The following is a 12,177-nucleotide window of genomic DNA, read 5'->3' on the forward strand; positions in this document are numbered from 1 at the left end:
CTGCCTGCCGTCGTCGTGATTCCCTTCTGTGGTCTCCGGCACAGGCGCCAACGTGGCGCTCCCCAGCGCGCAGGGGAGGAACTTAAACGCAGAAGGGCCGGCAACCCTATGAACCGGTCCCCGAAAGTTGGACTCGCAAATGTGCGAGTCCAACTCTAGCGGTAAGCGGTTGGCCCTTTGCTAAAGGCTCCGTCCCTTCCTGGTCGGAGCCTTTTCCGTCCCATGCTTCGGTGGCCGAAGTTCCAGACTGGCTGCTTCAGAGGCGAGTACCCAAATTTTCTGCCATTTGTAGACCCCTCGCGTTGTCGCTGTGTGTAGATGTATTAGCTCCGGGTGGTGAATTGGACTTGGACGTGCTTGAGCTCCGTGCGCGGAAGCACAGCGGTCACCACGCCGCCGCCGGACAGCTGGGCTCCGATACCGTAGACGAACGGGGTCTGTATCAATCTCTGCGCCGGGCATGTCGACTCCGTTGATAACGGTCCTGGCCTGGCTGTTGACCATCCGGGCGGTTACTGAGGGTGCGTGCTGGTCCCACGGGTTGCTGCCCGGCCAGAGCTCTTGCCGGTATTGGTTCATGAGGATGTGGTTGACATGGTCAGCCAACAGGCTTCGAACCGAAGAGCGCTCGGATGGATCGCGGTGCCAGGTGGTTCGCACGGCCTCCTCAACTTGCGGGTAACGCAGGCGCTCCACGTACTCGATCAGCCAAGGGGGCCGCGGCCATGGCGGAACTTCCTCGATCGATCTGCGTGTCTTCTCGTTGAGGTCTGCGAGGTTTACCGGGTCTGAGCGGTCATCCGGGTTTCGCCAGAGCGTATAGGTGATGCTCGCCGTCATCTCGTTGTACCCACGATCATCTTGGCCATAGGTCACACCAACGCTGTCGGTGTCCTCCAATGACGGTTGGGGGATGAGCCCCATCACGGGAATGGGCATGAGTTTCAGGCGCTCGGCCCATCCAGCCCGCGGGTCGGGAGCGTCTGCGGGGAGAATTCCAGCCCCTCTCATACCCCGACTATGAACCACGCGAGGGTGCCTGTAAATGGGATTGAGTTTCAGCCCCCAAAGTCCCGGTGAAGGTTCGCTATGAGGGACCTATGCCGCAAGCGTCTGAGCACGATACTGTAGCGGGCTCAAACCCTTGAGCTTGGTGGAGATTCTTTCGGTGTTGTACCAGTGGATGTACTCGTGCAAGGCCGCTGTTAGGGCCTCGGTGTTGAGGAAGCGGACGTGATGGAAGAGTTCTTCCTTGAGGTGCCCAAAGAAGTTTTCCATCACGGCGTTGTCGAAGCAGTTGGCTTTGCGGGACATCGACTGCACCGCACCGGCCTCCGCCAAGAGCGTGCGCCAAGAGTTGTGCTGATACTGGAATCCCTGGTCGGAGTGAACGAGGGGTTTCCGCCCGTCCGCTAGCGTGGCCAAGGCGCTGCGCAGCGAGGCGTTGGTCAGCTCCAAATTGGGGGACCTCCCGATGGCATAGGAGATGATCTGCCGGTCAAATAGGTCCATGATCGGTGAGAGGTAGAGCTTCCGGTCACCCACGCTGAACTCGGTCACATCGGTCACCCACTTCTGGTTTGGGGCATCCGCTTCGAACTGGCGATTCAGCAGGTTCGGGGCCACAGCGCCCTGCTCGCCCTGGTACGAGTTGTACCGCTTCCTGCTCCGGACCTTGCAGACCAGCCGCAGGGAACGCATCAGCTTCAATACGGTCTTCTTAGCGACCGTCCACCCTTGCTTGAGCAGTTCAATATGGATCCGGCGGTGTCCGTACCGGCCATGGTTCTTCTCGAAAATCTCCGTGACAGCGGTCTTCAGAGAAGCCCGTGGATCTGGGCCTTGGAGGCGGGACTGGTGGTAGAAGAACGTGGACCGGGCTAACCCGGCTACGTCCAGGAGAACTTCCAAGCGGTGTTCAGCCCTGAGAGCGATGACAGCGCGGACCTTTAGCGCTGTTCCCCGTCCCTCAAGGCGTTTACTTTTCCCAGAAAGGCAACCTCTGCCCGCAGGCGTTCGTTCTCACGGCGCAGCCGCTCTACCTCAGACTCAGGTTTCCTTGCCGTCCCAGGATTCGTCTTCGGACGGCCCTTCGGCTTGGGCCGCAGCCCGTCCTCGCCTTCGGTCCGGTACTGACGCGCCCACTTCTCGAGCAACAGTGGAGAGGACAGCCCAAGCTCTTTCGCCAGGGCGACTTTGGGCTCACCCGCGCGGTATCGCTGCACAGCATCGAGTTTGAACTCAAACGAGAACACCGGTCGTGTCGGCTTCGCCACCAGCGTCGTACCTCCGCGCGTCCGCCATCGACCATACAAACGTTTGATAGCACCCCTACCTACCCCGAGTCGGGTCGCTACCGCCCAAGCACCCCAACCCGTTTCAAACAACGCTACCGCGGCCTCGCGCTGCTCCACGGACAACGAACTTCTCCCATGCATAAAACTGCTCCCCGAAAGTCAGAACTGATTTCTCAGTCCAACTTTCGGGGAGCAGTTCACTAAGGTTGCCGGCCCTTCTCAAGCAGCTGGTATCAGCGGTGCTGGATTACCAGGATGACTTGGTGATGCCCGGGAGTTCGCCCTTGTGTGCCATGTCGCGGAAGCGAACACGGGAGATGCCGAACTTCTGGAAGGTGCCACGGGGGCGGCCGTCGATGATGTCGCGGTTACGCAGACGGATCGGGGACGCGTTGCGGGGCAGCTTCTGCAGGCCCAGGCGGGCTGCTTCGCGTGCTTCGTCGGTTGCGTTTTCGTCAACCAGGGTCTTCTTCAGCTCGAGGCGCTTAGCAGCGTAACGCTCAACGATGACCTTGCGCTGCTCGTTGCGAGCAATCTTGGACTTCTTAGCCATGTTTAGCGCTCCTCTCGGAATTCGACGTGCTGGCGGATCTTGGGGTCGTACTTCTTCAGGACCATGCGGTCAGGATCGTTACGACGGTTCTTGCGGGTTACGTAGGTGTAACCCGTGCCCGCGGTCGACTTGAGCTTGATGATGGGACGTACGTCCTTGTCCTTAGCCACTAGAGCTTCACCCCGCGAGCCAGAATGTCGGCGACGACAACGTCGATGCCGCGTACGTCGATGGTCTTGATGCCCTTTGCAGAAACCTGCAGCGTGACATTACGGCGCAGGGACGGAACCCAGTAGCGCTTCTTCTGAATGTTCGGATCGAACCGACGCTTGTTGCGGCGGTGCGAGTGCGAAATGCTGTGCCCAAAGCCCGGCTCGGCCCCGGTCACTTGGCAGTGTGCTGCCATGACTTCTCCTCAAGAATTGAAAGTAATGATCCGCATATCTGCTGCTGGACCATGCTGCTAAGGGCGACCCACAGAATGTACGGGCAACGGTTAGTTACGCAACTTGAGCCCCTAACTACCGGCCACCCTGGAGAAAATTACCGGGCAACCGGAGCAATTGCGCACGCTCCGCGCACTTAGCGCCTACCAAGTCTACGAGTTGACGCAATTAAAGACCAATCGGGTGTATAAGGGCGCCGCCGCCGTCCAAGGTCACAGCTTGCGGTTGACCCTTTTCACAGCAGCGGCATAGCTTCGCCCAGCATGTTGGATGCATGAACACGCAGCTCCTGCCGGCATCACCGGCCGCAAGCAGCTCCGGCCGCCCGGAGCTATCACCGACCACAAAGAGCCCCGCCCGCGGCTGGTTCTCCCGGCAACACCGCCAGCGCATGCTGCGGACGGATCTCCTGACCGTCATTGCCTGGGCGTCCGTTGCCGCCGCAATCGCTCTGTGGCTTGCCGACGGCGGGGCCACCGACATCACGTCGCCCGCCTCTTTGTTCACGGCGGCAGGGGTCGTAGCCGGACTGGCGGGCATGGACCTGGTCCTGCTCATGCTGCTCCTAGCCGCAAGGATCCCCTTCATTGACCGCACCATCGGTCACGACCGCGCGCTGGAGTTCCACGGCAAACTGGGGAAACCCTCCCTCTACCTGCTGCTGGCACACGGCGCGCTGCTGGCCATCGGGTATGGCATGGCAGAAGGACTGGACCCGGTCAGCGAGTCCATCAACCTGTGGACGCAGGTGCCCGACATATGGCTGGCCTTCGTCTCCATGGCGCTGTTCATCGCCGTCGTGGTGACGTCGATGGTGGCTGTCCGCCGCCGCTTCCCCTACGAGTTCTGGTACGTGGTCCACCTGTTGACGTACGCGGCCGTTGCCACCTCGATCCCGCACCAGTTCAGCGTGGGGGGCCTCTTTGCGGCCGGGACGTGGCAGCGCTGGTACTGGCTTGCCATCTGCATCTACACCGGTACGGCCCTGGTGTACTTCCGCATCCTGGAGCCGGTACTGGCATCGGCACGGCACCAGCTGACCGTGGCCCGCGTTGAGCCCGTGGCACCAGGCGTGGTGAACATTGTGATGCGGGGCCGGAAGCTTGACCAGCTGGCTGGAACGGGCGGACGCTTCTTCATCTGGCGCTTCCTCTCCCCGGGCATGTGGTGGCATCCCCACCCCTTCAGCCTGTCCGCCGAACCCGTCTTCAACGGCCCGGACGGCCAGGGGACCCTGCGGGTGACGGTCCGCAACCTTGGCAATGGCTCCGCCCAGCTCCTCCGGCTGCGGAAGGGAACCAAAGTGGCACTGGAGGGCCCTTACGGCCTGCTCAGCACAGCTGCCCGGACCAGGAACAAGGTAGTGATGATCGGCGCCGGGATTGGCATCACGCCCCTGCGGGCATTGCTGGAAACCACGCCTTTTGCACCCGGCGAGGCGACGGTCCTGCTCCGCGGCCGTACAGACCAGGAGCTGTATCTCAGCAGCGAGATCCTCGACCTCTGCCAGGCCCGCGGCGTCCGGCTCTTCCACCTCACGGGACAACGCTCCCGCACCACGTCCACGTGGCTTCCCGAGGACGCCGTCCGGAGCGGTTACAGCCTCACCTCCTACGTGCCGGACATCGCGGATGCGGACGTCTACGTCTGCGGCCCGGCGGTGTGGGCGGCCAACGTCATAGCGGACGCCGGGAAGGCCGGCGTCCCCGAGGAACAGATCCATCACGAAAGGTTTGACTGGTGAAAATACGCGGAACAATTGCAGCGGCCCTGGCCTCCGCCGGGATCCTCCTGGCGGGTTGGCAGACGGGCACGCAGGCAGGCGGCATCAGCACCGTCGCATCGAGTACGACGGCGGCAGGCACCACGGGTTCGACGGGTACAGGCTCGTCCGGCCCGGGAACGTCCGGGTCTTCGGGCACCGCCGGCACTTCCGGAGCCGCCGGCCCGTCCAGCTCCTCAGGTACCTCAGGGTCGTCCGGCTCCTCCGGGTCCTCGAACTCCTCGGCCGCCGGCACCTACAAGGGCAACACGGTGCAGACCCGGTTCGGTCCCGTGCAGGTCCAGATCACGGTGGCCAACGGGAAAATCACGGATGTCACAGCCCTCCAGCTCACCAATACCGACGGCAAGTCCATCCAGATCAGCAACCGCGCGGCTCCCCTGCTTCGCAGCAAGGTCCTCGCGGCACAGTCGGCAAATGTCCAAACCGTCAGCGGCGCCACCATCACCAGCGACGCGTACCTGACCTCACTCCAGGCAGCCATCGATGCAGCAAACCTCTGACCCCCGGACGGCGACCAGCACATTGAAGGCGCGCACTTTTCAGTGCATGGGAACCGTCATCGGGCTCACCATGCCCGTGGACTCCCCCGCGGAAGGGCAGCCGGGGTTCGATGAGCTGGGCGCCGCCACCGCCGTCGTCGAATGCCTTTTCCGGGACCTGGACGAAACGTTCAGCCTGTACCGCCCCGATTCGGAGGCCAGCAAACTGGCCCGGGGTGACCTGAAGCTTCCGCAGGCCCCGGCGCAGATGCGCGAACGGTACGCCGAGGCGCATGAATGGCGGCTCCGCACGGAAGGCGCCTTCACCCCGGAAAGGCCTGACGGCGTGCTGGACCTGTCCGGGATCGTCAAGGGCCATGCCATCCGCGAGGCAGGAACGTCGCTGCTGGCCCTGGGCCGGCGGGACTGGTGCCTCAACGCCGGCGGCGACGTCCTGGTGAGCGGCTCGCCGCATCCCGAAAGAACGCAGCCGTGGAAGGCCGGCGTCGTGGATCCCGCGGACCGCCGCACCCTGATCACCGGTTATCCGCTGGGCGGGAACAGCCGCCACGCGGCAATAGCCACATCCGGCTCTGCCGAACGCGGCGAGCACATCTGGCGGGTGGGAAACGGCGGCGAATTCGTCCAGGTCACCGTGGCAGCCGCGGACATCGTTACCGCCGATGTCCTGGCCACCGCAATCGTCGCCGGCGGGACGCGCATGCTGAACCGCGCCGCGGTCGGGTGGGATGTTGCTGTGATGGCCATCCGGGCCGACGGCTCCATGCTGGCCACGCCGGGCTTTCAGCCCTCCTGACGCGGGTTGGGCGGTTGGCCGGTATTCCCGCTACAGCCGGGTGAACTGCGGGTACTTGGGCTGCAGGTTGTCCCCGGATGACTTGCCGGTGACGCGGCGGACCACCCACGGCGCTGCATACTCACGGAACCACTGGGCGTTGGCGCGGATGGCTTCGGAACGGCTCAGCTCCGGGACGGGCGTCATGGGCGGGACGTCGATGGAGTGGTCGTATTTGAGGACCTCAAGGACGCGCTTGGCCATGTTGCCGTGGCCGGCGGCGGACATGTGCATCCGGTCGTGCCCCCACATGCCCCAGTCGTAGTACTCGCTGAAGCGCCAGTAGTCCACCAACAGGGCGCCATGGTCCCCCGCGATCCCCCGGACCAGCTCGTTGTAGATGGCCGTGCGGCCGCGCATGGTGCCGAAAACCTTTGAACCCCGGGCATCGAATCCGGTGAACATCACCACGGTGGCGCCGGTTGCAGACAACTTTCCGACGGCGTCGTTGTATTCCGCCAGGAGGTCGTCGATGTCCACTTTGGGACGCAGGATGTCGTTGGCACCGGCGTAGATGGTCACCAGGGTGGGGTTAAGTTCGACGGCGGCGTCCACCTGCTCTGCCAGGATTTGGCGGAGTTTCTTACCCCGGATGGCGAGATTGGCGTAACCGAAGTTGGGATCGGCGGCGCAGAGCTGTTCAGCTACGCGGTCTGCCCAGCCGCGGACACCGTTGGGGCGCGTGGGATCGTCGTCACCAACACCCTCCGTGAAGGAGTCGCCAAGTGCCACGAACCGGGAAGTGAAATCCATGCGGCTAGTTTGCCATCCGTTGCCAGAAGCAACCAATCGACCGGCGTCTGCCCGGGTCAGGCCGGCTTTTCGCGAAGAATCCAATGGTCCGTGTCCAGCCGGCCCACCACTTTTTCGCCGATGCGGGCCAGGTCCAGCACATCCTGCTCAGTCAGGGCGTCGAGGAACAGGTCCCGGACGTCCTCCACGTGGGTTGGAGCCAGCCCCACGATAGTGGCCATGCCTTCCTCGGTGAGGTGCGCGGTGGTCACCCTGGCATCGGAGGGGTGCGGACGGCGTTCCACCCAGCCCCGCTTCTGCAGCTTGGTGACCACGTGCGAAAGGCGGGACAGCGACGCGCTGCTGCGGGCAGCGAGTTCGCTCATGGGCAGGAACCGGTCCTCCGCTTCGGAGAGCATGGCCAGCACGGTGTAGTCGAAGAGGGACAGCTTCCCCGCAGCGTGCAGCCTGGTGTCCAGGGCCGCCGGCAGCAGGGTGTTGATGCTCACCAGTGCCAGCCAGGCGCGGCGTTCGTCAGCGGTCAGCCAGCGGGGTTCGGTCATGGTCCCCATTCTACGATTGATCTTTCAACCAGCCGCTCCGGCCCCGGTAGGCTTGCCGCATGTATGTTGTCTCCCTCACCTACCGCGTGCCCCAGGAGATTGTCGACTTCCACAACGACGCCCACATCGCCTGGCTGCAGAAGGCGTTCGACGACGGCGTGTTCATCGCCGCCGGCCGAAAGATTCCCCGGACCGGAGGGCTGCTCCTCTCGCAGGCCGAACGGGAAACCCTCGATGCGAGCCTGGCGCAGGATCCGTTTTACACCAACGGTGTTGCCGACTTCGAAGTGATGGAGTTCCACGCCGGCCGGGTGGCCTCCGGGTACGAAATCCTGCTGGACACCCCGCCCGCGCCTACCGCCTAAGGCGCCGTCCCGCCGTCGTATTCTTCTGCGGCCAGCTTCTTCAGTCCGCCTTTCCGCGGCACCCTCACCGGCTGCGGCCAGCGCGGGGTGAGCGTGTCCCCCAGCGTGACGCCGCGGAGCTTGCGGCCAAAGAGCGGCAGGACCCAGTCGTGGACCCAGCGCCGTTGCCGCCGCTCCCATTCGCGCAGCCCCAGCCTGGGCGGCGGTTCCCAGTCCTTGGGCTTGATCTTGTGCGGAACGCCCAACTGGTCCAGAACTTGGCCCGCCAGGTATTTGTGCCCGGCTCTGGACATGTGGAGCCGGTCCGAATCCCACATCCGGCGGTCGTGGAACGCGTCCAGGCACCAGTAGTCCACCAGTACGGCCCCGTATTTCTCCGCAATCTCCCGAACCCGCTGGTTGTAGTAGGTGTTGCGCTTCTTCAGCGGCTCCAGCAGCGCGGACACCTTGACGTCGAAACCGGTGAAGAGGACAAGAACCGCACCCGTGCCGGCGAGTTTCGCGACCAGCTGCTCGTACGCCTCCATGAGCGCGGGCATGTCCGTTTTCAGGTCCAGGATGTCATTGCCGCCGGCGTACAGGGTGACTAGTGTGGGCCGCATCCGCAGTGCGGGTTCCAGCTGCTCAACGATGATGTGCCGCAGGCGCTTGCTCCTGATGGCCAGGTTGGCGTATCTCCACCCGGGCTGCGCCTTGGCAAGTTTCTCGGCCACCCGGTCGGCCCAGCCCCGCACCCCGTTGGGCAACCGCTCATCCCGGTCCCCCACCCCTTCGGTAAACGAGTCCCCAAGGGCAACAAACACCCGCCGCCCGGAATCAGGAAGCAAGGATTCAGGCACCGCCCCAACGTAACGGCGGAAGGAAAAGGAAGTACGACGCCGGGATGAACAGTAAGTGAGCGCGCGTTTCGGTTTGGCCCACCAAAAGTGAGCGGGCGTTGGCGGGAAAGCAACCAAAGATGAGCGGGCGTTTAGGTGCCGTGCGCGACAAGCCAGCGGCGCGGTTTTGCGTAGGAGCGCATCGCCGACCAGAGCGGAGCAAGGCCGCCCGCGGCCGAGCGAAGCGTCGGGAGGTGTCTAAGCGACGGCAAAACGGCGCCGGCGGCGGAGCCAGCCAGGAGGAAGAAACCCTACCCCTCGGCCTTGCCCTGCCGCCAGTAACCCATGAACGCCACCTGCTTCCGGTCAATCCCTACGTCCCGGACAAGGTACCGGCGGAGGTCCTTGATGACGGCGGCTTCGCCCGCGATCCAGGCGTAGAAGGGCAGTGCGCCGGCCGGCAGGTGGGGGTTCCTGGTGGCGCTGATCCCCTCGGTGCCCAGGCGGGCGGGTGTCTCCCACAGGATGTCTTCATCGACGTTGACGTCTTCGGGCTCGGGCCCTGCGCCGCCGTCGTCCACTTTGATGCCCACCCAGCCGGGCACGGGGACGGCTTTGCGGACCGCCTCCTGCAGCAGCTGACCGTGCGGCCGGGACCTGCCGATAGCGGCACCGCGGGCCAGCCACGTGATCTCGATGTCGGCCGGAGAGCTGAGTTCCAGGAAGTCGCCCGCCTGTGGAACCTCCAGGAACGCGTGGCCGCTCATGTATGACGGGAGGGTTTCGAGGATGGCGGAGATGGCCGGGACGGCAGTTTCGTCGCCGGCGAGCAGGATGCGCTGGGCCAGGCCGGGGCGCCACTCGATGCCGGAGTAGGTTTCCGCCGTGATGCAGTGCGCGGCCCGGTTGTTGGGGCCGATGATGGTCAGTGCGTCGCCGGGCTGGGCGTTCCATGCCCAACCCGCGGCCGGCCCGGCCTGCCCGTCCCCGTCCACGTGCATCACGAAGTCGACGTCGATCTCCGGGTACACCCCGTCCAGCCGGGCTTCCCGGACGGTGTAGGTGCGCATCGAGCCGCGCAGATCCGGATCCATCGCCAGCCAGTTCCGGTACCAGCCGGCATCACTCGTCTGGAAGGCTGGGAGCGGCAGCGGTGTGCCGTCCGCGGCCAGCGACGGAATCACGAGCTTGATCCGCAGGTCCCGCGTCTCCCCATGAACGCCGAAGTCCCGCAACGAGTAGCCGCCGAACGTGATCCTCCGGAACGTGGGGCTGAGCTGCCGGACGGCGGAGACCGTGACCTCGAAAGCCAGGCTCATGGGCTGGGCCGACACCGGCTGCGCGGCGATTGGCTGGGCTGCTGCGGTTTCGCGGGTTCTCACGGGATGAGCTCCAGTTCGTTGGCTGTGGCGTGGTGGCGGCCAATGGGAATGATGAGTGGGGTACCGGAAACGGGATCGGGGATGACACTGCTGTCCAAACCGAACACGTCACGGACCAGGCCTTCGGTCACCACCTCAGCCGGTAAACCCATGGCCACTACCGCACCGTCCTTCATGGCGATGACATTGTCCGCGTACCGTGCAGCGAGGTTTAGGTCGTGCAGGACGATGGCCACTGTGGTGCCGCGGGTGCGGTTCAGGTCCGTCACCAGGTCCAGGACCTCCACCTGGTGAGCCAGGTCGAGGTAGGTGGTGGGCTCGTCCAGCAGCAGGACCTCGGTTTCCTGCGCCAGCGCCATCGCGATCCAGGCCCGCTGCCGCTGCCCGCCGGAGAGCTCGTCCACGTCGCGCCCGGCAAGCTCCAGCGTTCCGGTGGCTTCCAGCGCGCGCTGCACCGCGGCGCCGTCCTTTTCGCTCCAGCTGCGGCAGAAGCCCTGGTGCGGGTAGCGGCCCCGGCCCACCAAGTCGCGCACGGTGATGCCGTCCGGAGCGGTGGGGTGCTGGGGCAAGAGGCCCAAGGTACGGGCCAGCTCCCGGGCCGGACGGGTGTGGATGTCCTTGCCGTCCAGGGCCACCGTGCCGGCAGCGGGCTTCAGGAGCCGGGACAGGCCGCGGAGCAGGGTGGATTTTCCGCAGGCGTTGGCGCCCACGATCATGGTCACCTTTCCTTCGGGGATCCGGACGCTGAGCCCGTCCACGACGCAGCGCTGGTCGTATTTGAGGGTCAGGTCCTGGGCTTCGAGAACTGCCACGTCAGGCATCCTTTCGGTTGGCCGTGACCAGGAGCCACAGCAGGAACGGGGCGCCGAGCGCACCGGTAATGACGCCCACCGGCAGGACGGTGCCGTCCAGCAGCAGGGGCGCCAGGTTGGCAGCGAAGTAGTCCGCGGCCAGGACAATCAGTGCACCCACAAGGGCCGACGCCGGCAGGCTGGCTTTCCCGGTCACGCGGCGGGCGATGGGCCCGGCCAGGAAGGCGACGAATGAGACCGGCCCGGCTGCCGCCGTCGCCACTGCTGCCAGTGACACCGCAACGAACACCAAGACCAGCCGCGCTGTGTTCACCCGGACGCCGAGGCCCGCAGCGGCGTCGTCACCGAGCTCAAGGATTCGCAGCGGCCCGGCGATGAGCGCGACGGCGGGGACCAGCGCCGCGAGCGCGAGGATCAGGATGCCTGCGCGTTCCCAGTTGGCGGAGTTCAGGGATCCGTTGAGCCATACGAGGGCGTCGGCGGCGGTGCGGATGTCGGCGCGGGTCATCAGGAAGCTGACCACAGCCTGCAGGGCAGCGGCGATGCCCACGCCGGCCAGCACCAGCCGGTTTCCCGCAGCGCTGCCCCGACCGGTTCCGCGGCGCTTCCCGCCGCTCGAGATTGCGTGAATCAGGGCAGCAACGGCCAGGGCCCCCGCCAGCGCCGCCCCGGACACCGCGGCGCCGGCTGCCCCGAATACGACGATGGCAACCACGGCGGCGGCACTGGCGCCGGAGCTGATGCCGATGACATCCGGGCTGGCCAGGGGGTTGCGCAGCATGGTCTGGAAGAGAGCGCCCGCCAGGCCGAAGGCAATCCCGATCAGGGTGCCGATCACGGCCCGGGGCAGCTTGCTCTCCATCACGATGAAGCTGGCGCCTGGCATCCTCGGTCCGCCGGTCAGGTGGTTGGCGACGATGGTGAAGAAATCCGGAATGGTCACCGTGTAGCTGCCCAGCAGGACCGATGCGAAAAACATCAGCATCACACCGGCGGCCAGGATCGCGGTCCGGTTTCCTCCGCGAGATGGCAGATAACCCCAATGTCTGCGCGCAGGACTGCCGTTAAGTGCCATCTCGCGGGGTTTG

At 65.1% G+C, this 12,177-nt stretch carries 15 protein-coding genes; 4 read left to right on the forward strand and 11 right to left on the reverse strand.

Features of this window, described 5'->3' with window-relative positions; genetic code table 11:
- Positions 1-1,098: 1,098 nt before the first annotated feature.
- From LFT44_RS19635 to rpmB, 5 genes are all read right to left on the reverse strand, one after another.
- Positions 1,099-1,911 carry an IS3 family transposase gene (locus LFT44_RS19635; protein WP_236800190.1) on the reverse strand — a complete coding sequence of 271 codons (813 nt, stop codon included), beginning with the start codon at positions 1,909-1,911 and terminating at the stop codon, positions 1,099-1,101.
- A 38-nt stretch (positions 1,912-1,949) separates the two neighbouring features.
- A complete protein-coding gene (locus LFT44_RS19640; RefSeq protein ID WP_208324301.1) occupies positions 1,950-2,276 on the reverse strand; it encodes a helix-turn-helix domain-containing protein in 327 nt (108 codons plus the stop codon).
- 268 nt (positions 2,277-2,544) lie between these two features.
- Complete coding sequence (gene rpsN, locus LFT44_RS19645; protein WP_009358853.1) at positions 2,545-2,850, reverse strand: 30S ribosomal protein S14; 306 nt, start codon at positions 2,848-2,850, stop codon at positions 2,545-2,547.
- A 2-nt stretch (positions 2,851-2,852) separates the two neighbouring features.
- On the reverse strand, positions 2,853-3,020 hold the full coding sequence (rpmG, locus tag LFT44_RS19650) for a 50S ribosomal protein L33 (RefSeq protein ID WP_013602737.1): 168 nt from the start codon (positions 3,018-3,020) through the stop codon (positions 2,853-2,855).
- Entirely contained in the window at positions 3,020-3,256 is a 237-nt protein-coding gene (gene rpmB / locus LFT44_RS19655) for a 50S ribosomal protein L28 (protein ID WP_003798559.1), read from the reverse strand. Before rpmB ends, rpmG begins: the two co-directional genes overlap by 1 nt.
- Positions 3,257-3,570: 314 nt before the next feature.
- Here rpmB and LFT44_RS19660 point away from each other — a divergent pair, with 314 nt between their 5' ends.
- Genes LFT44_RS19660 through LFT44_RS19670 form a run of 3 tightly spaced genes read left to right on the forward strand, consistent with a single transcriptional unit; the run spans position 3,571 to position 6,378 of the window.
- The gene (locus LFT44_RS19660) at positions 3,571-5,040 is read left to right on the forward strand and encodes a ferredoxin reductase family protein (protein ID WP_236800191.1); all 1,470 of its coding nucleotides are present in this window, start codon (positions 3,571-3,573) and stop codon (positions 5,038-5,040) included.
- Complete coding sequence (locus LFT44_RS19665; protein WP_236800192.1) at positions 5,037-5,582, forward strand: FMN-binding protein; 546 nt, start codon at positions 5,037-5,039, stop codon at positions 5,580-5,582. Before LFT44_RS19660 ends, LFT44_RS19665 begins: the two co-directional genes overlap by 4 nt.
- A 46-nt stretch (positions 5,583-5,628) precedes the next feature.
- Positions 5,629-6,378 carry an FAD:protein FMN transferase gene (locus LFT44_RS19670; protein ID WP_236800193.1) on the forward strand — a complete coding sequence of 250 codons (750 nt, stop codon included), beginning with the start codon at positions 5,629-5,631 and terminating at the stop codon, positions 6,376-6,378.
- Positions 6,379-6,408: 30 nt separating this feature from the next.
- Here the strand turns inward: LFT44_RS19670 and LFT44_RS19675 are convergent, their stop codons facing one another.
- Both LFT44_RS19675 and LFT44_RS19680 read right to left on the reverse strand, forming a co-directional pair.
- Positions 6,409-7,170, reverse strand: coding sequence for an SGNH/GDSL hydrolase family protein (locus LFT44_RS19675; protein ID WP_236800194.1), 762 nt, complete (start codon positions 7,168-7,170; stop codon positions 6,409-6,411).
- A gap of 56 nt (positions 7,171-7,226) precedes the next feature.
- On the reverse strand, positions 7,227-7,712 hold the full coding sequence (locus LFT44_RS19680; protein WP_236800195.1) for a MarR family winged helix-turn-helix transcriptional regulator: 486 nt from the start codon (positions 7,710-7,712) through the stop codon (positions 7,227-7,229).
- Between the two features lie 59 nt (positions 7,713-7,771).
- Here LFT44_RS19680 and LFT44_RS19685 point away from each other — a divergent pair, with 59 nt between their 5' ends.
- The gene (locus tag LFT44_RS19685; RefSeq protein WP_236800196.1) at positions 7,772-8,077 is read left to right on the forward strand and encodes a YciI family protein; all 306 of its coding nucleotides are present in this window, start codon (positions 7,772-7,774) and stop codon (positions 8,075-8,077) included.
- Here LFT44_RS19685 and LFT44_RS19690 read toward each other — a convergent pair.
- The 4 genes from LFT44_RS19690 to LFT44_RS19705 all read right to left on the reverse strand — a co-directional run bounded on the left by LFT44_RS19690 (position 8,074) and on the right by LFT44_RS19705 (position 12,164).
- Complete coding sequence (locus LFT44_RS19690) at positions 8,074-8,916, reverse strand: SGNH/GDSL hydrolase family protein (protein ID WP_236800197.1); 843 nt, start codon at positions 8,914-8,916, stop codon at positions 8,074-8,076. The two genes, LFT44_RS19685 and LFT44_RS19690, sit on opposite strands and share 4 nt — an antisense overlap.
- Before the next feature lie 290 nt (positions 8,917-9,206).
- Entirely contained in the window at positions 9,207-10,214 is a 1,008-nt protein-coding gene (locus LFT44_RS19695) for a siderophore-interacting protein (RefSeq protein ID WP_236802961.1), read from the reverse strand.
- Between the two features lie 59 nt (positions 10,215-10,273).
- Positions 10,274-11,089, reverse strand: a complete 816-nt coding sequence (locus tag LFT44_RS19700; RefSeq protein ID WP_236800198.1) for an ABC transporter ATP-binding protein — start codon at positions 11,087-11,089, stop codon at positions 10,274-10,276.
- A gap of 1 nt (position 11,090) precedes the next feature.
- Positions 11,091-12,164: a FecCD family ABC transporter permease gene (locus LFT44_RS19705; RefSeq protein ID WP_236802962.1), complete on the reverse strand. Its 1,074-nt coding sequence runs from the start codon at positions 12,162-12,164 to the stop codon at positions 11,091-11,093.
- Positions 12,165-12,177: the final 13 nt, after the last annotated feature.

This window comes from Arthrobacter sp. FW306-05-C, from assembly GCF_021801725.1.
Classification (GTDB): Bacteria; Actinomycetota; Actinomycetes; order Actinomycetales; family Micrococcaceae; genus Arthrobacter.

Bases quoted from the DNA above. Each gene is read 5' to 3' on its own strand.
- LFT44_RS19660 (WP_236800191.1), top strand. From the start codon at position 3,571: ATGAACACGCAGCTCCTGCCGGCATCACCGGCCGCAAGCAGCTCCGGC.
- LFT44_RS19695 (WP_236802961.1), bottom strand. From the start codon at position 10,214: ATGAGCCTGGCTTTCGAGGTCACGGTCTCCGCCGTCCGGCAGCTCAGC.
- rpsN (WP_009358853.1), bottom strand. From the start codon at position 2,850: ATGGCTAAGAAGTCCAAGATTGCTCGCAACGAGCAGCGCAAGGTCATC.
- LFT44_RS19675 (WP_236800194.1), bottom strand. From the start codon at position 7,170: ATGGATTTCACTTCCCGGTTCGTGGCACTTGGCGACTCCTTCACGGAG.
- LFT44_RS19680 (WP_236800195.1), bottom strand. From the start codon at position 7,712: ATGACCGAACCCCGCTGGCTGACCGCTGACGAACGCCGCGCCTGGCTG.
- LFT44_RS19685 (WP_236800196.1), top strand. From the start codon at position 7,772: ATGTATGTTGTCTCCCTCACCTACCGCGTGCCCCAGGAGATTGTCGAC.
- rpmB (WP_003798559.1), bottom strand. From the start codon at position 3,256: ATGGCAGCACACTGCCAAGTGACCGGGGCCGAGCCGGGCTTTGGGCAC.
- LFT44_RS19705 (WP_236802962.1), bottom strand. From the start codon at position 12,164: ATGGCACTTAACGGCAGTCCTGCGCGCAGACATTGGGGTTATCTGCCA.
- LFT44_RS19670 (WP_236800193.1), top strand. From the start codon at position 5,629: ATGGGAACCGTCATCGGGCTCACCATGCCCGTGGACTCCCCCGCGGAA.